Origin of the sequence: Vibrio sp. ZF57, assembly GCF_001691235.1 — a bacterium.
GTDB lineage: Bacteria > Pseudomonadota > Gammaproteobacteria > Enterobacterales > Vibrionaceae > Vibrio > Vibrio crassostreae_C.
On record NZ_MAKD01000108.1, the window covers coordinates 41,315 to 61,541 of the forward strand.

14 protein-coding genes and 2 tRNA genes are annotated in these 20,227 nt (G+C 45.1%); 8 read left to right on the forward strand and 8 right to left on the reverse strand.

Going from position 1 to position 20,227, the window contains the following annotated elements; all coding sequences use genetic code 11:
* Window positions 1–93 precede the first annotated feature (93 nt).
* Entirely contained in the window at window positions 94–1,110 is a 1,017-nt protein-coding gene (ansA, locus tag A6D97_RS16750; protein WP_017059379.1) for an asparaginase, read from the reverse strand.
* 118 nt (window positions 1,111–1,228) lie between these two features.
* Complete coding sequence (sppA, locus tag A6D97_RS16755) at window positions 1,229–3,079, reverse strand: signal peptide peptidase SppA (protein WP_065584855.1); 1,851 nt, start codon at window positions 3,077–3,079, stop codon at window positions 1,229–1,231.
* A 279-nt stretch (window positions 3,080–3,358) separates the two neighbouring features.
* Between sppA and A6D97_RS16760 the strand changes: the two genes are divergently transcribed.
* The 3 genes from A6D97_RS16760 to A6D97_RS16770 all read left to right on the forward strand — a co-directional run bounded on the left by A6D97_RS16760 (window position 3,359) and on the right by A6D97_RS16770 (window position 8,234).
* Window positions 3,359–5,368 (forward strand): NADPH-dependent 2,4-dienoyl-CoA reductase, encoded by a 2,010-nt coding sequence (locus tag A6D97_RS16760; protein ID WP_065584856.1) that lies wholly within the window; start codon window positions 3,359–3,361, stop codon window positions 5,366–5,368.
* 207 nt (window positions 5,369–5,575) lie between these two features.
* On the forward strand, window positions 5,576–6,124 hold the full coding sequence (locus A6D97_RS16765; RefSeq protein ID WP_017059376.1) for an NAD(P)H nitroreductase: 549 nt from the start codon (window positions 5,576–5,578) through the stop codon (window positions 6,122–6,124).
* Between the two features lie 115 nt (window positions 6,125–6,239).
* Entirely contained in the window at window positions 6,240–8,234 is a 1,995-nt protein-coding gene (locus A6D97_RS16770; RefSeq protein ID WP_017063444.1) for a DNA topoisomerase III, read from the forward strand.
* 18 nt (window positions 8,235–8,252) lie between these two features.
* On the opposite strand, the gene A6D97_RS16775 is transcribed toward A6D97_RS16770, so the two are convergent.
* Both A6D97_RS16775 and A6D97_RS16780 read right to left on the reverse strand, forming a co-directional pair.
* Window positions 8,253–9,254 carry a DUF3080 domain-containing protein gene (locus A6D97_RS16775; protein WP_032546440.1) on the reverse strand — a complete coding sequence of 334 codons (1,002 nt, stop codon included), beginning with the start codon at window positions 9,252–9,254 and terminating at the stop codon, window positions 8,253–8,255.
* A 7-nt stretch (window positions 9,255–9,261) separates the two neighbouring features.
* Window positions 9,262–9,948, reverse strand: coding sequence for an SDR family oxidoreductase (locus A6D97_RS16780; protein ID WP_017059372.1), 687 nt, complete (start codon window positions 9,946–9,948; stop codon window positions 9,262–9,264).
* A 262-nt stretch (window positions 9,949–10,210) separates the two neighbouring features.
* Here A6D97_RS16780 and A6D97_RS16785 point away from each other — a divergent pair, with 262 nt between their 5' ends.
* Both A6D97_RS16785 and A6D97_RS16790 read left to right on the forward strand, forming a co-directional pair.
* The gene (locus tag A6D97_RS16785) at window positions 10,211–11,131 is read left to right on the forward strand and encodes a histone deacetylase (RefSeq protein ID WP_065584857.1); all 921 of its coding nucleotides are present in this window, start codon (window positions 10,211–10,213) and stop codon (window positions 11,129–11,131) included.
* Window positions 11,132–11,324: 193 nt separating this feature from the next.
* Window positions 11,325–13,451, forward strand: a complete 2,127-nt coding sequence (locus tag A6D97_RS16790) for a methyl-accepting chemotaxis protein (protein ID WP_065584858.1) — start codon at window positions 11,325–11,327, stop codon at window positions 13,449–13,451.
* 75 nt (window positions 13,452–13,526) lie between these two features.
* Here A6D97_RS16790 and A6D97_RS16795 read toward each other — a convergent pair.
* The 4 genes from A6D97_RS16795 to A6D97_RS16810 form a co-directional block, all read right to left on the reverse strand.
* Window positions 13,527–13,617, reverse strand: a tRNA-Ser gene (locus A6D97_RS16795).
* A gap of 418 nt (window positions 13,618–14,035) precedes the next feature.
* Window positions 14,036–14,126, reverse strand: a tRNA-Ser gene (locus A6D97_RS16800).
* A 138-nt stretch (window positions 14,127–14,264) separates the two neighbouring features.
* Window positions 14,265–16,073, reverse strand: a complete 1,809-nt coding sequence (locus A6D97_RS16805; protein WP_065584411.1) for a DUF3413 domain-containing protein — start codon at window positions 16,071–16,073, stop codon at window positions 14,265–14,267.
* A gap of 28 nt (window positions 16,074–16,101) precedes the next feature.
* The gene (locus A6D97_RS16810; protein WP_004734063.1) at window positions 16,102–16,329 is read right to left on the reverse strand and encodes a YejL family protein; all 228 of its coding nucleotides are present in this window, start codon (window positions 16,327–16,329) and stop codon (window positions 16,102–16,104) included.
* Window positions 16,330–16,413: 84 nt separating this feature from the next.
* On the opposite strand from A6D97_RS16810, the gene yejK reads away from it, so the two are divergent.
* From yejK to A6D97_RS16825, 3 genes are all read left to right on the forward strand, one after another.
* The gene (gene yejK, locus A6D97_RS16815) at window positions 16,414–17,418 is read left to right on the forward strand and encodes a nucleoid-associated protein YejK (protein WP_065584412.1); all 1,005 of its coding nucleotides are present in this window, start codon (window positions 16,414–16,416) and stop codon (window positions 17,416–17,418) included.
* A gap of 105 nt (window positions 17,419–17,523) precedes the next feature.
* Window positions 17,524–18,927, forward strand: coding sequence for an Hpt domain-containing protein (locus tag A6D97_RS16820; RefSeq protein WP_065584413.1), 1,404 nt, complete (start codon window positions 17,524–17,526; stop codon window positions 18,925–18,927).
* 76 nt (window positions 18,928–19,003) lie between these two features.
* Complete coding sequence (locus A6D97_RS16825) at window positions 19,004–20,182, forward strand: chemotaxis protein (RefSeq protein ID WP_065584414.1); 1,179 nt, start codon at window positions 19,004–19,006, stop codon at window positions 20,180–20,182.
* Window positions 20,183–20,227 lie beyond the last annotated feature (45 nt).

Below are 20,227 nucleotides of genomic sequence, written 5' to 3' on the forward strand. Positions count from 1 at the left end.
TCGTTTATTTATAAGCAATAAAACGATTTAGTTCACGTTAAGCCGCCGTTACTTTCATAGAATAACTGGCTTTAACGTGAATCCTTGAACAGGTTATAAGCTCATCTCACCGCGCAATACTTGTTGCATCTGAGCCTTCACTTCTTCGTAGCCTAGGTTTTGGCTTAATAGATAATGCAATTTCGCCAGTGCCGCTTCTGGTGTCATATCGTAACCACTCACCACGCCCGCTTCTGCTAGTGCACAACCTGTCGCGTAACCACCCATGTTGACTTTACCAGCCAAACATTGAGTTAGGTTCACCACAATAACACCGCGCTCTGAGGCATCTTTCAGGTGCTGAAGCAGTTCTGGGTTTTGTGGTGCGTTACCCACACCGAAAGTAAGCAGAATCATCGCGTTAACAGGTTGTAATAGCGTGTTACGGATAACTTCGTGTGAGATGCCTGGGTACATTGTGATTACGCCGATAGGTTGCGGAGTAATGTTATGAACCTTGAAAGCACCTTTAGGTTGTTCGTTTACCTTTACGTTATTGCTAAGTTGGATATTGATACCCGCTTCTAGCAATGGATTCAGGTTTGGAGAGGTAAACGCATTGAAGCCATCTGCGTGTGATTTTGTGCTGCGATTACCACGCATCAACTTGTTGTTGAAGAACAGTGTCACTTCGTTGATTGGGTAGTTTGCTGCAATGTGTAGCGCATTCAGCAGGTTTGCTTGTCCGTCTGAACGAAGCTCTGCTAATGGGATCTGAGAGCCCGTAACAATCACAGGTTTGCCGAGGTTTTCAAGCATGAAAGACAGTGCAGAGGCAGTGTAAGCCATAGTGTCTGTGCCATGCAGGATAACGAAACCATCGTACTTATCGTAGTTCGCGCGAATGTCATCAGCGATAGTTTGCCAATCAAGTGGCGTCATATCTGAAGAGTCCATTAATGGAGAGTATTCGTGAATGGTGTACTCAGGCATCTCTGGGCGATGGAATTCAGGCATGCCAGCTAGCTGCTTATCCATGAAACCTGCGACTGGAACATAGCCGTGGTCAATAGACTTCTGCATGCCAATTGTGCCGCCGGTGTACGCGATATAGATGTGTTTTCTTTCCATGGCGATTAATACTTAGTGTGATGTAGGGAACAGGGGGGCGATTATAGCGAATTATCATGCAATAAAAAGAGGCACCTCACACAGAGGTACCCCTTAGTCATTGAGTTATTGGCTCAACTTATTGAACTTGGCAATTTAAGCAGAAAGCGTATCGGCCTTGTGGGTCGTTAAAGCTGCCTAACAGCTGGCTATCTTGAGCTAACTGCTGAGTAACAGGCTGTAAACTGCTTGGTATCATCGATTGAATATCTAGGCCTATCGACATCTGAACTTGGTTCATAAATTCTTGAATAAATTGTTCAGTGGCCGAAAGTGGCTCTTCTACCCAGTAGATGTTGTAGCTTTCAAGCTCTGCAAGTGAAGCCGCAGCTGCAACCGCATCATCGAAATCACCAATCTCATCGACTAAGCCCTTCTGAATCGCATCTTGACCTGTCCAAACTCGACCTTGAGCAATCTTGTCGACAGCATCGACTTCCAGACCGCGATTTTCTCCAACTAGGCTGATGAATCGGCGGTATCCGTTTTCAATGCCCATTTGGAACGCGTCTTTCGCGCCATCGCTAAGCCCAGTTGTAATACCAAGACCTGAGAAAGGTGAGGTACCAACGCCATCTGTGTAGACACCAATATCATTCAGCCCTTTTTCGAAGGTGGTGATAACACTGAAGATACCAATCGAACCCGTTAGTGTGGTTGGTTGAGCTAAGATCTTATCCGCACCCATCGAGATCCAGTAACCACCCGAAGCAGCAAGGCTCGACATCGACACAACAACCGGTTTACCCGCTTGCTTGATCGCTTCTATTTCATTACGGATAACTTCAGATGCAAAGGCACTGCCACCTGGGCTATCGACACGAAGTACAACCGCTTTCACTTTGTCGTCGTTACGTGCTTGGCGAAGTAGGGCTGCAGTGGTATCTCCGCCAACGGTGCCACGTGGTTGCTTGCCATCCATAATAGCGCCGCTGGCAACAATCACAGCGACGTCGTGTGATTCACTGGTCATGTCTGGAAGCATGGTTGTACGGTATTCGTAGTAACCAAACGCGTTGTAGCTGTCTTGGCCGTCACTGCCGAAAACATCGGCAAGCTCTAGTCGAACTTGCTGGCGTGTCGCTAGCTCATCCACTAAGCCAAGTTTCTCGGCCAGTTTTGCAATGTCACCGTCCACAGACTCAAGTTCTTTCAAGAAGGTGTCCATGCTTGGGTTCAGTGTCTTAGCGTCTATTTGACGGTTGTTGCTGACGTCATCAACGTACGCACCCCATAGTTGGCTTAACCAACGAAAAGCGGACTCTTTCGCTGCGTCTGACATGTCATCACGAATGAAAGGCTCAATAGCTGACTTATAAGTGCCCACACGGAACACGTGCGTGTTTACGTCTAGTTTCTCTAACAACGTTTTGTAGTAAAGCGAGTAAGCGCTATAGCCTTTAAGAAGAACCCCACCATCTGGTGATAGGAAGACCTTAGTTGCGTAGCTGGCTAGGTAGTATTGGCTTTGGTTGTAAAAGTCACCCACCGCATAAATCGGTTTGCCTGTTGCTTTGAACTCATTCAATGCTTTAGCAATGTAGCGCAGCTTGGTCAGGTTGGTTTCTGGCAGCTCTTTGAGTGCTAAAACGATACCAGTAACCTTGTCATCGTCTTTTGCGTAGCGAATCGTTTCAACGATATCAAACAGGATGTTCTCTTTTGGAAGGTCTTTGCCAAGCAGTGAACCTGTGACCGAATCCATCGGATTGATATAGCGGCTTTGTTCCACAATAGGGCCAGACAGGTTAAGCACTAAAGCCGAATCCTGAGGAACCGTCGGTTGAGCCGTATCTGAATGGAAGTACACAAAGTAGATGATGGCGATACTGAGTAAAAAGACTAGGTTAACCAGCGCAAGACGTACAAACGTAATGAGCTTCCAAATCCCTTTAAAGAACATGCCTATAAATTTGAATATTTTTTTCATTCTGTCTCCGCAGTGAGATCACGTCGCTTTAACAAGCCGTAGTACCATTAATCTCAATAATATGAACTGCTTAGTATCCTACGATAATTCCCAAGCTCAAACTACACCAAGAATTGTTAATCGATATATATTCTCATTAAGTGTAGTCAAATTAAGGGCTTCTGAACGATTAATACGTGCAGCATTATGATCGGTGTTACAAAAATGTAAACGGTTGTTTGAACTTTTGGTGATTGAACTATACTGTGGTCAGACCACAAGGATAAAATAATAGAAGTGATGTCTGCCATGTACCCACATTTACTTGAACCACTCGATCTTGGATTTACCCAGTTACGTAACCGTGTATTGATGGGATCAATGCATACAGGTTTAGAAGAAAATAAAGAAGGTCTCCACAAACTCGCCGCGTTTTATGAAGAGCGAGCAAAAGGAGGCGTTGGCCTTATTGTTACTGGTGGTTTCTCTCCTAATTTACGTGGCAGATTAACCCCATTCAGTGCTGAATTCAGTAAAGTAAAGCACGCTAAAGCGCACCAAGTTGTTACCGAAGCCGTCCACAAGCACGGCGGTAAAATTGCGCTTCAATTGTTGCATGCAGGTCGTTATGCGATGCACCCATTTGCGCAAAGTGCGTCTGGCATTAAAGCGCCTATCGCTAAGTTCGCTCCAAGTGAGATGAGCCCTCGTCAGATTAAAAAGACCATTGGTGCCTTTGCCAACAGTGCCGAACTCGCCCAAGTCGCGGGTTACGACGGCATTGAGATTATGGGATCTGAAGGTTACTTGATTAACCAATTCATCTGTAAACGTACCAATATGCGTTACGACGAATGGGGCGGTTCTTATGAGAAGCGCATGCGTTTCCCGCTGGAGATTGTTAAATCGATTCGCGAAGCAGTGGGTGACGACTTCATTATTATTTTCCGACTGTCGATGCTGGATTTGGTTGAGCAAGGCAGCACCTTTGAAGATGTTGTTCTATTGGCTCAAAAGCTGGAAGAAGCAGGCGTGACTATTATCAATACCGGCATCGGTTGGCATGAAGCGCGTGTTCCGACTATCGCGACACAAGTACCACGTGGTGCATTCTCTTGGGTGACGGAAAAAGTGAAACCATACGTGTCGATCCCAGTGGTGACATGTAACCGAATTAATACGCCAGAAGAGGCCGAACGTATTCTTAGCTCTGGGCAGGCTGATATGGTGTCTATGGCGCGTCCATTCTTGGCAGACCCGGATTTTGTTAATAAAGCAGCTCAAGACCAAGCTCAGTTCATCAATACCTGTATCGGTTGTAACCAAGCTTGCCTTGATAACGTGTTTAAAGGTAAACGTGCGAGCTGTTTGGTGAACCCACGCGCTTGTTACGAGACTGAAATTGTTGTTCAGCCAGCGCAAGCGACTAAGACCATTGCGGTTGTCGGCGCAGGCCCAGCCGGTTTAGCCTGTGCAACGACTTTAGCTCAGCGTGGGCATAAGGTTGACTTGATTGAGAAAAATGACCGTATCGGCGGTCAGTTTAGATTGGCAATGCAGATTCCGGGTAAAGAAGAATTCAGAGAAACGATTCGCTACTTTGCTAACCAAATCGACGCATCAGGCGTGAACCTGAAACTGGATACTGAGGCAACGTTTGAGATGTTGTTGAAGTACGATGAAGTCGTGATGGCGGCTGGCGTAGAGCCAAGAAAGCTCGATATTGAGGGCATTGACCAAGAAAACGTGGTCGATTACCAAACCTTGATTCGCGAAAAGACACCAGTAGGCGAAAAGGTCGCGATTGTTGGTGCTGGTGGTATCGGTGTCGATGTGGCAACCATGCTCACCGAGCCGGCGTCACACAGCCTAGATGATTGGCTGCATGAGTGGGGCATCGATAAGAACATGGAACACCCAGGTGGTTTGTATCCTTACCCGGATTCATTCAGCGACAAAACGGTTTGGGTGATGCAGCGTAAAGCGGGGCGCGTTGGTAAAGGTCCGGGCAAAACAACGGGCTGGATTCACAAACGCACGCTAGAGAAACGAGGTGTGAATCTACTGGGCGGTGTAAGCTACAACAAGATTGATGACCAAGGTCTGCATATCAGTATTGGCAAGAAAGAACAGGTCCTCGATGCCGATTCCGTTATCGTGTGTGCAGGTCAGGTGTCAGTTCGTCCATTTGAAGATATGTGGCAAGAGTTTGGTGGCAAACTGCACGTGATAGGCGGTGCTGATTATGCCGGTGAGCTGGATGCAGTACGTGCTATCCGTCAAGGTGTTGAGTTAGCTATTAAGTTATAGAATCATCTATCAAACTGTAATCTTATCGGTAGATATTGTTACTTAATTTGCTGAGCTAGATTTTGAACAAGGCTCCTAAGTCATAGATTTAGGAGCCTTTATTGTTTCTAATCTAGCCCAAATTGACAGCCGTTGAGATTTATTATCGTTTGTATTCTGTGCTAAAGTTCAAGTATACAAATAATAAAGAAATAGTAAGGACTTCAAATGGATGCTTTGGATCTATTGCTCAACAGACGCTCAATCGCAAAACTCTCTGATCCGGCACCTGAAGGTGTGGCGTTAGAAAACATCATCAAAGCAGGGCTGCGTGCTCCAGACCACGGTGCACTAACACCATGGCGCTTTGTTATCGCGCAAGGTTCAGGCCTACAAAAGCTTTCAGACATCTTGGTGCGCGCCGCTGAAGCGGATGACAGCGAAGAAGCGGTTATCGAGAAAGTAAAAAAAGCGCCGTTCCGAGCTCCGATGGTGATTACTGTGATTGCCAAAGTAACTGAGCACGAGAAAGTGCCTGCTATCGAACAACATCTGTCTGCGGGTTGTGCTGCACAGGCGATGCAAATGGCCGCAGTCGCACAAGGTTTCCAAGGCTTTTGGCGCTCAGGTAAATGGATGTTCCACCCAGAAGTACACCAAGCATTTGGCCTAGAAGGCGACGATGAAATTGTTGGCTTCCTATACCTAGGCACTCCAGGCTGTACACCAATGAAAGTGCCAGAGCGCGACTTCTCTAAGTTCGTTGAGTTTTTATAAAGAAAGCTGAAGCTTGAATAGTGGAATGCTAACTGTATAAACAACCAGTTTTTCTTGATTTATTAGAGCCACATTAGATAATGTGGCCCTAATTGTTTGTAGCATCTGGAAAAACATGTCTCGTCTTATCATTGCTGAAAAACCAAGCCTCGGCCGCGCGATTGCCGCCGCACTACCGAATCCACAGAAGAAAGACCAAGGGTTTATCAAATGTGGCAATGGGGATGTGGTGACTTGGTGTATTGGACACTTATTGGAGCAGGTTGAGCCGGACGCTTATGACGACCGTTATAAGAAGTGGAACTTAGCCGATCTTCCTATCGTGCCAGAGCAATGGCAACTAAGACCTCGTAAGACGTCAAGCAAACAGCTCACAGTGATCCGAAAGCTATTGAAGGACGCGACCCAAATTGTCCATGCGGGTGACCCGGATAGAGAAGGGCAACTGCTAGTTGATGAAGTGATCGACTACTGCAAGGTATCCAAGGCCAAGAAAGAGTCGATGGACAGGCTGCTGATCAGCGATTTGAACTTACCAGCCGTGAAGCGTGCGCTCTCTCAAATGCGCAGTAACCGAGACTTTATTCCGCTTTCTATTTCCGCATTAGCGCGCTCTAGAGCCGATTGGCTGTATGGCATGAACATGACTCGTGCTTATACCTTACTCGGTCAAAAGGCTGGCTACCAAGGTGTGTTGTCGGTCGGGCGAGTACAAACGCCTGTACTTGGTTTGGTGGTAAGGCGCGATGAAGAGATCGAAAACTTTATTCCGAAAGATTACTTCACTTTGCACGCTTTGATCCCTTATCAAAATCACGGCCAGAGCTTTGATATTCGTGCGCGTTGGAAGCCAAGCGAAGCATGTAAACCATGGCAAGATGAAGAAGGGCGCGTGCTCAATCGAAAGCTGGTTGAGAATGTGGCTAACCGAATTGCGAATCAACCCGCGACGGTGACGGAATCAGAGCAAAAGCAAAGTAAACAAGCTGCGCCACTGCCTTACTCGCTGTCAGCCTTGCAGATTGATGCGTCTAAGCGTTTTGGTATGAGTGCTCAACAGGTGTTAGATACGTGTCAGTCATTGTACGAGAAACACAAACTCATCACTTACCCACGTTCTGATAGCCGCTATCTACCTAAAGAGCACTACTCGCAGCGAGAATCGATCGTTGATGCTATCGCTAACAATGCGAAAGAGCTGCAAAGTGGCGCTCAAGGTGCGGACCTTTCTCTTAAATCAAAAGCATGGAACGACAGTAAGGTCGATGCTCACCACGCGATTATTCCTACTCCGAAGAAGTCATCGGTGAACGGCCTGTCTGCCAACGAGATGAAAATCTATCAGCAAATCGCTCGTCAGTATCTAATGCAGTTTTACCCACCTGCGGTTTTTGCTGATGCTAAGCTGGTCTTTGATATCGCTGGTGGCGTGTTCATCGCAAAAGGGCGTCAGCTTATCAACCCGGGTTGGAAGGTGTTGATGGGTAAAACGGATACCGAAGAAAAAGGGGATGGCACGGATACGGTTCCTCCATTGGATAAAGGTACGGTGTTGACGTGCCGTGAAGGCGTGATTGGTGATAAGAAAACTGAGCCACCAAAACACTTCACGGAAGCGACATTGCTTCAAGCGATGACAGGTATCGCGCGTTTTGTTGCGAACAAAGATCTCAAAGCCATTTTGAAAGAAACCGATGGCCTTGGCACAGAAGCAACCCGTGCGGGTATTCTAGATACTCTATTCAAAAGGCAGCTGCTAACGCGCCAAGGTAAGAGTATTCACAGTAGCCCTGCGGGCAGAGGCTTGATTCATGCCTTACCTGAGGATTCTACCTTCCCAGACATGACGGCACATTGGGAGCACCAGCTGCAAGGCATGGCTGAACGAAACCAAGCGTATCAGCCTTTCATGCAAGCGTTAGAAAGCAAGATTGATGGTTTAATGGGTAAAGTAAAAACGGGAGAAGTTCCTGAATCACTCCGCCACCTTCCTAAAGTCGAGAGACCTGCCTTCAAACGCCGTAAAGGCGGTGGGGCGAAGAAGTCTTACGCCAAGACAGGTACGTATGCTAAGAAAGGTACTTCCGCTAAAAAGAGCACTAAAAGCTAAGACTTATTGAGGTTAGGATTAGCGACCGACTTTACGGCCACAACGTTTAAACAGTTGCTGCCAATAGTCAACATGGCGACGAGTGGATGATCGAAAGGCTTGATGTGCATCTTGGATGGGAAAGTAATAACTGTGCAGTTCAGGTTGCGCGTCAAACATTCCTAGTTGCGGGGCTATGTGCTGATAGTAGCCATCCAGTTGCGCCATGTAAGGCTGAACCTTACCTATGTATTGTTGCTCGAACACATTGTTGAGATAGCGGAACTTAGTGGTGTCTCGTTGTTTACCACAGATGATCTTGTCATCAAAAGTTGTCAGCTGTTTGGTGATGGTATCAAGCTCAACTGACGCCCGAGCGAGCGAGTAGTATAAATCCCCAAGGGTCGAACTCTTCTCTAATACTTCTTGAACCTCAGTGGTTTTGCCGGAAACGAGCGATGTGTTTAACGCTTGATTGATGTGTTCTAACGCATCACTGGTTTGTCGTACCTGATCGCCTATATCAGCGCGTAACCACTGACTACCCCGCATTTGTGACTGCATAGCATCGCTGGCATAGATGAGATTCCATTGATGCAGTGGAAACTGTGCGAGTTTCTGTTGCTCAATTTCTCTTAGTAATTCTACGATCTCTGGGTCTAATTCATTACTGGATAAACATTTGCCCACGCCTTCAAGTAGCGCGACTTGATAATCGTAATTACGAAACTCATCCGCGACCTTGCCCAGAACCGAATTTCTTTCTGCAATCAGATTGAACAATCCACACTGACGAAGCTGGTAGCTGTCGATGAGGCCGATAGAGAGTGAGGGCACGTCAAGCAGCAGTTCTCGTTTTCTCGGTAGGCTTTCAAATTCCCATTCCTCTATTATCTCGTCAGCATCTTGTACTCTGGCTATCTTTGTTTGATAGTCATCGAACAAGTCGCCGGGGCCATCACTGAAACAGCCAGCTAGCATCACTGTTAGACAAAACAGCGTTGAGTGCTTAACTAGGTTTGAGAGATGCCCTGCATTCATCTGTGGATTACCAGTCAATTTCGCTGCCATCGAAATTGAAGAAGTGACCACTCACTTCGGTATTCGCTGACTCGATGACTTCAATCAGGCCGGAAGCTGAAGTGTCGGTGTCGATCAGAGCATTAGGGCCACCCATTTCAGTCTGCACCCAACCTGGATGCAGTGCTAACACCGTAAAGCCATCATCGGTTAAGTCGTTGCTTAGGCTCTTCACCACGGAGTTTAGAGCGGCTTTAGAGGAGCGATAGATGTAACCGCCGCCTGAGGTGTTCTCTGACATACTGCCGACTCTAGAGGATAAACAAGCGACCTTTTTGATATCGCTGTCTTTGAGTAAAGGCAATAGCGTTTCGACAAGCTTTAGTGGAGCGATGGTGTTGACTTCGAATACACGACGCCACTCTTCAACATCGGTATTACCCAGCCCGTAGCCTTTAGGGCCATAGTAGCCAGCGTTGTTGATCAAGATATCAATCGACTCTATTTGCGAAGGGAGTTGGCTTACTGCTTGGTAATCGGTTATCTCTAATTGAATACAGGTAAGGTTGGTGTTGTGGTCTGCGAGTGAGAGCAGTTCTTTTGCTGAATTGTCATCACGATAAGTCGCGTACACCTTGTGATTACTTTCCAAGTATTGTCGAGTCAGGCTTAAGCCAATGCCGCGGTTCGCTCCAGTAATAAAAATAACGCTCATGGTGATTCCTTTTCAGTTCAATTAGTTAAGTTTGATGGCTTAACACGAGAAAATCAACGCTCCACCAACTGGCTATTAGCATTCCTACAAAAATCATTACTGCTGCCGCTGAGCCGAAGATCACCCCAAAGATGAGTATTACGTTTTTCATTATGGTCTCTACTTTATAATTAATAACAATGATAACCATTATCATTAATTAAGGTTGTCGCCAAGTTTGAGGCTGTTATGATTTTGAGAAAGATACGCAATTAGCCTGATTATGATTCCTTTAATTTACCACCCAATCTATTCGCAGTTACCTTTACCAGAAGGTCACCGTTACCCGATTAACAAATATCAGTTGTTACACAGTGCCGTTGAAGCATTAATGGATAGAGATCCTCTATGGAAGAGTCAGTTTGAAATGTTCCAACCAACGCCAGTTTCGGTTGAACAGGTAAAACAGGTTCACGATAGTGAGTATGTGGATTTGCTTGTTTCTGGTAATTTGCCCGCAGCAAAGATGAGACGTATCGGTTTCCCCTGGAGTGAACAACTTATTGAGAGAACACTCTACTCAAGTGGTGGAACCTGCTTGGCCGCTGAAATGGCAATAGAGAGTGGTTTAGCGATTCATTTGAGTGGTGGTTATCATCACGCGCATCATGATTTTGGCAGTGGCTTTTGTTTGTTGAACGATTTGGTTTTAGCGGCAAAACACGCGCTGACCTTTGAACATATCGATAAAGTACTGATCGTCGACAGCGATGTTCATCATGGCGATGGCACAGCAACTCTTTGCCAAGAGAATGACGACATCATTACTTTGTCGTTCCACTGCGACAAAAACTTCCCTGCACGAAAACCGCTATCTGATTTAGATGTGCCGTTAAGTCGTGAAACAGAGGATGAAGAGTTCTTACGTTGTTTTGAACAAGTCACTAAGTTAGCGATTGCTCACCATCAACCTGATCTGATTATTTATGATGCGGGGATCGATATCCATCAAGACGATGAATTGGGTTACTTGAATGTTTCGACAAAAGGGATATTTGAACGCGACTGTTTCATGATTGAGTTAGCGAAATCAGAGTCTATTCCGATGGCCTGCGTAGTCGGTGGCGGATATCGAACTCAACATCAAGATTTGGTGCCGATTCACATGCAGCTGTTAAAAGCGGCTTATCATGTTTACGGTTAACCTCTCAAATTAGCGCCTGATAGCTCATTGAAATGATGGTGTGAAATAAGCGTATCTTGCACCATAAAAGACACGGTTGCACCATTGTGATTCATATAAAGTGCTTTTTTATTAATTAGTTACGTATTTGTGTGATTAATTGTGGTCTGTAAATTGCTTGACCCATGTGTCTATAAAAACACAAGGGATAAAAATGAACCTGACGGACAAGGAACGTAGTTGGCTTAATTGGTTTGGCGCAACAGGAAAACTGGCTATGCGCAGAGCTTGTTTCCTCAATCGAAGTAGGACGGAAGAGCTTGAACAAGCTTTTGAAAGTATTGCTCACACGCGAGTTCAACTTCTGCATAACTGGGTCAAGAATCAATGGGATTTTTTAGAAGACTCTGCGGTTTATTTAGCAAGTCGAACGGAAGAACAAGCTCAGGGGACGTTAGCTAGCCTTCTTAAACGCAGTACGGATTTTTCTGAGTTGGCGATCGTCGATGCTAAGGGGATAGCACAAGCATCGAGTTATCATGAGCATGTAGGGGTTAACCTTGGAGACAAGAAGGCTTTAGTTGAAGGGGCTTCAAAGCGTTATCTGCATGGGCCGTATATGGATCAGCGCACGTTGAACGTAGGGGCTTCGAGTTCATCGTTTCATGACCAAGTAACGCTGATGTTTTATGTCCCCTTTTCTCGGGATGAAGGGGCGCCGCAATTCCTATGTGGTCGTGTTCCAAATGATGTTATTGGTGACATTATTCAAAGAGAAGCGGGGCATATTTATAGCGAGTCGGGTGATAACTATATCTTTATGGTCGACTCCATTCATGATCCTCATACTCAGCCGGGTGTTGCGCTCTCTCGTTCTCGCTTTGAAGATAATACCTTTTCACACGGCGAGAACTTAAAGCAAGGGATTCATACTGATTGGGGAACGGTTAAGATCCAGCACCACACCGAATTTGAGATTCGCTTTACAGACCCAGCCACTAATCAGCTTCACCCAGGCGTAAGAGAAACCATTAAAAATGGCAATAACTTGTTTATTGGTTATCCGGGGTATTCTGACTATCGCCACATACCCGTTATTGGCAAAGGTATCACTTTTCAATTGGATGGTTCACCAGATACCTTTGGCATGATGTGTGAGTCCGATTTAGAAGAGGTCTACAGAGACCGAAGTCTAAGTTATACCTTATCTAAGCACTTTATCAGCTGCATGCTACTGCCTCTATTTGTTCCATTACTGTTTGCCAACCTTTATACACTCACACCTTTTATGCAGAGTGGCATTATGTTCGCTTGCGCGTTGCTTTCATTGGGCTTATTCCGTTTAGTTAGCGCCAAACCACTAGCGAAGAAGATTCATGAAATGACCGGGGTAATGCAGACCTTAGCTGAAGGTGATGGCAACTTAAGTCGGAGACTTGATCCCACCACATTCAGTCATAATGAACTTGGCAACTTAGGGCGCTGGACTAACAGTTTTATCGACAATTTAGATAACACGGTGAGTGAGTTGATCCATGCGAGTCACGAAGTTAGAGAGGTTTCGGAATCGATGTTTCGTCGCAGTGTCGTGATGAAGCAAACCAGTGATGATGCATCACAAGCGTTAAGCAATATGCTTCAGTTGAGTCAGTATCAACAGAGCGAAATTACTCATGCGAGTGTCTCAGCAACGCAAATGGACACGGTGATGAAACAAGCCGTCCTGAGCGCAGAGAAGGAGTACAATCAGTCCGTCGAAGGCATGGAGATTGTTCGCAATATCGTAGAAAGCTCGGCGCATAGCGTGAATGAGGTGAATAATGAAATGACTAAGGTGTCTGACATTATAGATATCATTACTGACATTACCGCGCAGACTAACCTTTTGGCCTTGAATGCGGCCATTGAGTCGGCAAGAGCAGGTGAACACGGGAGAGGGTTCTCTGTCGTCGCTTCTGAAGTAAGAACTCTGGCTGACCGAACTTCACAAGCTGCTAACCATATTAGTGACCTAATGAAAGAGCTGCATAGTAAGTCTCGCAGTGCTGTTGAGTCCATGGAGCGAGGTGTCGAGAATGTGAGTAAAGGAAACTTAACAGTCGACTCAAATGCTCGCAGTGAGCAAATTCAATCAGCGGTGAGTGACCTCTTTACCACGATGTCTAACTTAGATGAAAACAGTCAGAAAAATGGACAAACGGCAGATAAAGCCCAACGTTCAATATCTGACTTACAACTGTCTACTAAGCAACTCGCACGTCGAGTGTCCTTGATGGGCAATGCATTGAGCCGTTTAGACCAATTGATTGGGCGTTTTGAAGTGAGCCGAAAGGTGGCGTAGTGGAAAATACGTAAGTTCTTTACGCAAACGCCAGATACAAAAAAGCCGCTGATTTCTCAGCGGCTTTCTTTAATGTGGTGGAGGGATAGGGATTTGAACCCTAGAACCGCTATTAACGGTTGCCGGTTTTCAAGACCGGTGCTTTCGACCACTCAGCCATCCCTCCAATGGCGCGTATAATATAAGGGTGGCTTTCGCTTGTAAATACCCTTATTAACTGACTGCCTTTTTTATGAACGCTTTTTGGTGTTTTTGTTCTGAATGATTATTTATTGTTCGGTTTATTAAGAAGCCGACAAAATCTAATATTCAATAAGCCAAGTATTCCCAACTTTTGTTATACGTGAAGTGTTTCTGTGCTATTAAAAAAGAAAGTATCTAATTGGCTTGCAGGTAAAGTTATGAGGGGAGTGGCTTAGGCGCATGAACTTTTAGTTTAGAACGGTGAGATCGGAATTTAAAACTAGGTATAAAGTGAATGGGTTTGAAACTGGGACTGTAGAGAGTTTTGTTAGATGAGCTTTATATTTTAAAAAGCTTCAGATGCAAAAAAGCCGCTGATTTCTCAGCGGCTTTCTTTAAAGTGGTGGAGGGATAGGGATTTGAACCCTAGAACCGCTATTAACGGTTGCCGGTTTTCAAGACCGGTGCTTTCGACCACTCAGCCATCCCTCCAGTGGCGTGAATAATATAAGGGGTGGAGGATCTTGTAAACCCTTAATTTTCATAATTTTGTTTTGTTGCTTGTTTTCTAATCATTCACGGCAATAAAAAAGGGAAGCCATTGGCTTCCCTTTGCTGTTTGCTGATTATTTAGTCATTTTTTGTGTAGAAACGCTGTAGCTCTGTCAGGCCTTGCATCAACACAGGTAAGCGAGGGCTTACGTTTTTCAGGCGCTTGTAATTTTGGTCGTACAATTTGTAGTTACCAAATTTATCCAACACCGTTGTTTGCTGGTCAGTAACAAGAGCAAGTTCACGAGAGTCGCCCGCGAGAATCCACTTTCTGTTACGTTCATTAAACAGGCTGCGACCACTACTGAAATCTGTTGGGTTCGAAGATACACCCAATAGCTCTTGCATCAGTGTTACTGACACGTCTAGATGACTAGAACGGTGGGTGTATTCAGAAGCAGACTTGCCAGGCCAGCTGATAAACAGTGGTACTTGTAACTGATAACGACTGTAGTTGGAGTTTGCACCCCAGCTGTTGGTTTTGGTTTCGTTAAACTCAGTACCGTGGTTAGAGGTAATGATAACCACCGTGTTATCGGCAAGCTCTAAGCGTTCCAGTTCAGCGTAGATAGTTGCTAGCTGAGCATCGGCCGCTGTCGCCGACTTTTGATAGTCTGCTGCAAAACGCTCTGCTGTCGTTAGCGTAGAGTCCGACTCTGAACTTGAATCGTAGCTGGCGAAGTTATCCAGTGTGGTTAATTCAATAAAGTTAAACCAAGGGCGTTTAGCTTGCGGTGATTGAATCCAGTTAGACCAAGCTTTTATGGCACTCTGGTCATCATAAGTTGCTTGCTCTGGCATCACATCACGGCCTCGGAAGATGATATCCGAGTACAGTGCATCACTAAAGTTGTCGCCACTGAAAGCAGAGAACTTGTAATCGTGATTCTCTAAAACATCGAGCAATACTGCGCTTGACCCCTGAGCTTCAATGCTGCTTGCGTAGCTGCTCGGTAGGCCGTAGAACAAGCCAAAAATACCAAACATATCGTTACTTGAACTGTAGTGGTTGGTGAAGTTGATCGACTGTTGTGCGTAGGCATAGCTGTTTGGCATCGCTGTCGCATTAAGAGCGTCAGAGCGAAGGTTGTTCACACTCACCATCAGGATATTAAGATCATCACTGCGGCGGTTGTATTGAATTTTTTCTAGCGGGTAGCTAACTAGGTTTACATTCTCTTTGTTCGCTTCTAAACGCTCAAGGTACTCTTCACGGTCTAATAGGCCATGTTTTTCCATAAAGCTTTTCGCTGTCATTGGGTAAGACAGTGGGAAGTTCGCTTTCTGGCTAGTAATTGGGTTATAGAAGTACGCATCAGCCCACATGTAGGTCAAGTGGCTGCTGATGAAACACAAGAAGAAGACGGCAGTAATCGGACGGCCAATGTGTTTATGAGACAGTTTACGCTGCTTACGCCAAACCCACTCAGATAGACCGAGTTGCAGCAAGAAGATAAGCGGCATAACAATGAAGAGGTGCTGCAAATCAGACGTGAATGCAGATTCCTCTCCACTGAATAAAACCTCCCACACGACAGGCGTCAGGTGAAGGTTTATATTTTGATACGTTTGGGTATCAATCAGTAGGACAGTTAAACCTATGGTCGCGAAGATAACGGCAACCAAACGTAATAACTTCCTCGACGGAAGAATAAAAGTGAGCGGGAACAGCACTAATAGATAGAGCGCGAACACTAAAAAGCCAAAATGACCAACCCACGATGCAGCCAAATAGAATTGGCCTAGCAAGGTTTCTGGCCAAGCAGATTGAGTAATATAACGAGTACCAATCAACATCGCAGCAATGATGTTGAAAAATGCAAACCAGTGACCCCAACCAACCAGTCGAGATACACGATCGCTATATGAGTTTGCGCTGTCTACCATTTATAATTCTTTTATCCGTCAATCAAATTTAGTGAGACTTTTTATCTTCAAGAGAAGAAATTAAAGCCTCGGCAAATTTTTCAGCAATTCCTTTGCGTTGTGAAGCAGCAACATTCTGATTTAAGACATTGGTTGCGATATTTCCAGCGATCATCAGTGAAAGTTCTGGCGAAGCTTTGTGCTTAGTTAGTACAGCACCTACTTCAGCTAGGATTTTTTCAACTTGATCATCTGTGTATTTAGATATAATCGGCATAAGGACTCTAATAATGATAGTAAAAGCGGCTTATGATAACCTACTATGCACGACAACTGAAACCTGAACGGTAATATTTTCACTATGAGCCTTCACCTTTCCAACGTAATTTTACACCAGCTGAGCAAGAACGATCAGGATGAGCTGATTATTAACTATCGTGCTGAATCTCTTGAAAACGATGCTTCATCTGAAAGCCTAGTTGCTGAACTTCACCGTGTTTTTAATTCAAAAGCAGGCAAAGGGTTTGGTTCTTTCAAATCTGACAGCGAATTCCAGCAGTGGTTGCATCAACTTCGTGCTGGTGAGACAAACTTTTACGATTTTTCTCAAAAGAGTGCGCAACGTCTAAAAGACGAACTATCAAAGTACCCATTCGCTGACGAAGGTATCTTGGTAATGGCTGAATATCAGTCACTTGCAACAGATTATCTTTTCATTGGTTTATTGCCTTCAAACCAAAGCCTAAAGGTAACTGAAGGGCTTGATATTAGTGCGACTGACTACCTTGATATCTCAAAAATGGATATCGCGGCTCGTCTAGACCTTTCAACTTATGAGACTGATAAAGAGTCAAACCGTTACTTAACTTACATTAAAGGACGTGTTGGCCGTAAAGTCGCGGATTTCTTCTTAGATTTCTTACAAGCTGAAGTTGGTTTGGATGCGAAACAGCAGAACCAAGTACTGATGCAAGCGGTAGAAGACTTCGTTTCTGACTCTAAATTAGAGAAAGAAGAAGCGATCAGCTACAAAAAGCAGGTTGCGGATTACTGTAACGAGCAGCTTAAAGCGGGCGATGAAGTACAAGTTCGTGAACTTTCCGGTGAGTTGCCAGCAAGCACAGATGGCACAAGCTTCTTTGACTATACTAGTGAGCAAGGCTACGAGTTAGAAGACAGCTTCCCAGCCGATCGCGCAACTATGCGTAAACTAACAAAATTTGTTGGTGCTGGTGGCGGTTTGAATGTTAGTTTTGATAGTCTGCTTCTAGGCGAACGTATCTTTTACGATCCGGAGACAGACACGCTAACGATTAAAGGCACTCCACCGAACTTACGTGACCAACTGACTCGCAATAAGTCATAGTCCGAAGTTAACGGATAAAAGCGGCAGCAGGACGTTGTCGCTTATTTTGTGCTTAATCTTTTAGCTACGGTCATGGCTTCAAGTTAACACGCACAAGGAATATAGATGGAACAATCAGTAGCAAAGCCCAAACGCTTTAAAAAACCAGCCACCTTTTTGGTTGTGCTCTTGGCTCTGTGGTTACTTCCTTCATTGGCTCTTCTTAATCTAAGCCGTTCCTACACCAATTCTCTAGCTCAAATCGAAGAGCTCGGTATTCGAGTCAACGAATTGAGGCAATCGCTTTATTTCTCAGAACCGCTTCGAGTCTCTCGTATCAATGATCTCGCACTCGATGCTCAGTTGGTTTATTCGATCCGACTGCAGATTGAATCTGATTTCCAACACGCCTTGTTTCGTCCTGATGTCAACCAACTGTTGTACGTAGCTGATCAGTTCCTAGAAAAGTTCGATGAGTTCATTCCAATAGAAAGCCAAGTTCAAGACATCGTTGATAACATTAAGATCTTGCGTGCTGATAAAGAGCTTTCCCCTCAGCTAAAACCGCTCCTCAACGAATTCGGTGTTGTGGTATTTGAAGCCATGTATTCTGAAAATCAAAGTTCGTCAGCGACTTATCGCGCCTTTGATTCCATTCTAGAAAAATCTTATTCCTTAGAAAACGAAGAACAAGATGCACTCCAACAACTACTGGCTGATGCGTCAGCATTGTTGAGTGATTACGCTCAGCTTAACTATTTGGTTGATAAGATTAAGAAAAACTCAGTAAATGAACAGATCATAAAACTCGAAGCTGAGTTCCATGATCGTCAATTCAACCTATTGTTGGTGATGCTAGGCTTAAGCTTGGTGGCGATGAGCGGGATAGTGTTTTGGGGCGTTAGGTCCACAAAAACGATGAAAGAAGCAGACCAAGAACTCAGCTCTGAACTAGAAATTAATTCAAGTAAGGAAGACGCTTCTTATAGCGATGTTGTTTCCTCAGCAGTGAAACAAGCAGATAGTGACGCTTATGTATCCGAGAACAGGCCAACGCGCCAGTCTTCCGACTCTCAACCTCCGCAGAGCGTTAACGTTACAAGCCAACCCGTTGTACCGCAATACTCTATTCAGCAAGTCCCTGAACAGGCGCCAGTAGTAGAGAAACACGTTGCCAGTGTCACAGATTCAAAGCCTGCGATTGATATCGAAGACATGTTAGAAACGTTCGATGGTGATGCTGAGTCTGTCGAACTCTTGCTTGGTGTGTTTGTACAAGACCACGCAGGTGACTACGAGAAGTTTAAGTCTTTGTTGACCAAAGATGAAACCTCCGCGGCTCGCATTGTACATAGCTTAAAAGGCGTGGCTGGCAGTATTAAAGCGTCTCGGTTAGCCATCATTGCCGCAACCATTGAAATGACAATGAAGCACTCCAGTGCGATCAGTGAACATGATTTAGCTGAACTAGAGCAGGCTATAAAAGCCTCTGTGGATTCTGCTCATGAATATTTAGACAGTCAGCGTTAACTTTTACAGGATTTTTGACAATACTATGACGAAGCGCTCATACAATCAGCGCCCTTAGTCTTTGTCAGAGGTTTATATGTTACGAGTTTCGAGTCGAAGTTGGATGGTGTTGGTGCTTAGCATTGTGCTAAGTGGTTGTTCTCTCTTAGAAGTTAAGTTAGATAGTCAAACGACGCCTCTCACTCAACAAGAGTTAAATGCTCGGATCATGACGCGTGAATACGCCAAGATGTTCTTTACACGAGTAGAAGATTCGGCCGATCTCATCGCGCAATCTTACCCTGCTGATGACACCTTACATCAATCTTATGTGTTGCTTTGGAAGATCCATGCAGAGCAGGGCTTACAACAAGCGGCTTACCAAACTTCCCCTATGTCTGCGTTAATTGACTCGTGGGTTTTCACTGCCCAAATGAATCAGTTTTATAGCCAAGGCGACGGCGCAGATCTGTTCGCGACGGATGATGCAGTAGAGACCGCTCGTTTTCTTGATCAAGAAGCCGAGAAGCTGGCAAAGGGTGTATTGAGCTCGAGTGATTTCAAAAACAGCAAAGCGTTCGTTGCGCAGTTTTCTGCTAGCCACCCATTTAAAGACCTCACATTCAGAAGCACACCTGCTTACCGTGAATGGCTAAATTACCTTGGTAAAGACGAGTCGCAAATCGTCCAGAGTTTAGGCACCATGCCAGAAGCAATGAGCGATGCATCAGACCGCTTAAGCTTAATGGCTGACCAGACACCGAAACTGATGACGTGGAAAGCTGAGTTGGTTGCATTGAATAGCTCGCTAACGGGTGAAGACCTATCGATGACGCTAGAAAGCCTTCGTCAAACATCAGCAAGCATGCAAGACTTTATTGAGAACAACCCAGAATACATGCAAACGCTAGCCTCTATTATGTCGACAGAAATGCAGCCATTGCTCAATGATCTTAGTGACAAAACAGACCAAAAACTGGCGATGTTGAGCGATGAACGTGTGGCTTTAGAAAAAATGGTGACACGTGAGAGAGAAGCACTTGTAGAGATGATTGCGAAAGAGCGCATCGAGATTGCGGGTATTGTGACTTCAGAGAGAGAACTGTTCACACAAGACCTTGATCGCGTCTCTCAAGAGGTGGTGGTACTTGCGATTGATAAACTGATGGAGTTAATCAAAGGTGTGATTATCTACTTCATCCTGTTTATCTTAGTGGTGTTCTTTGCTCCGTTAGGTATCGGTTACTGGTTGGGTAAACGAACCGCCAACAAATAAGTAAATAAGTAAATCAGCAGATCAAAAAAGAGCGCCCTAGGGCGC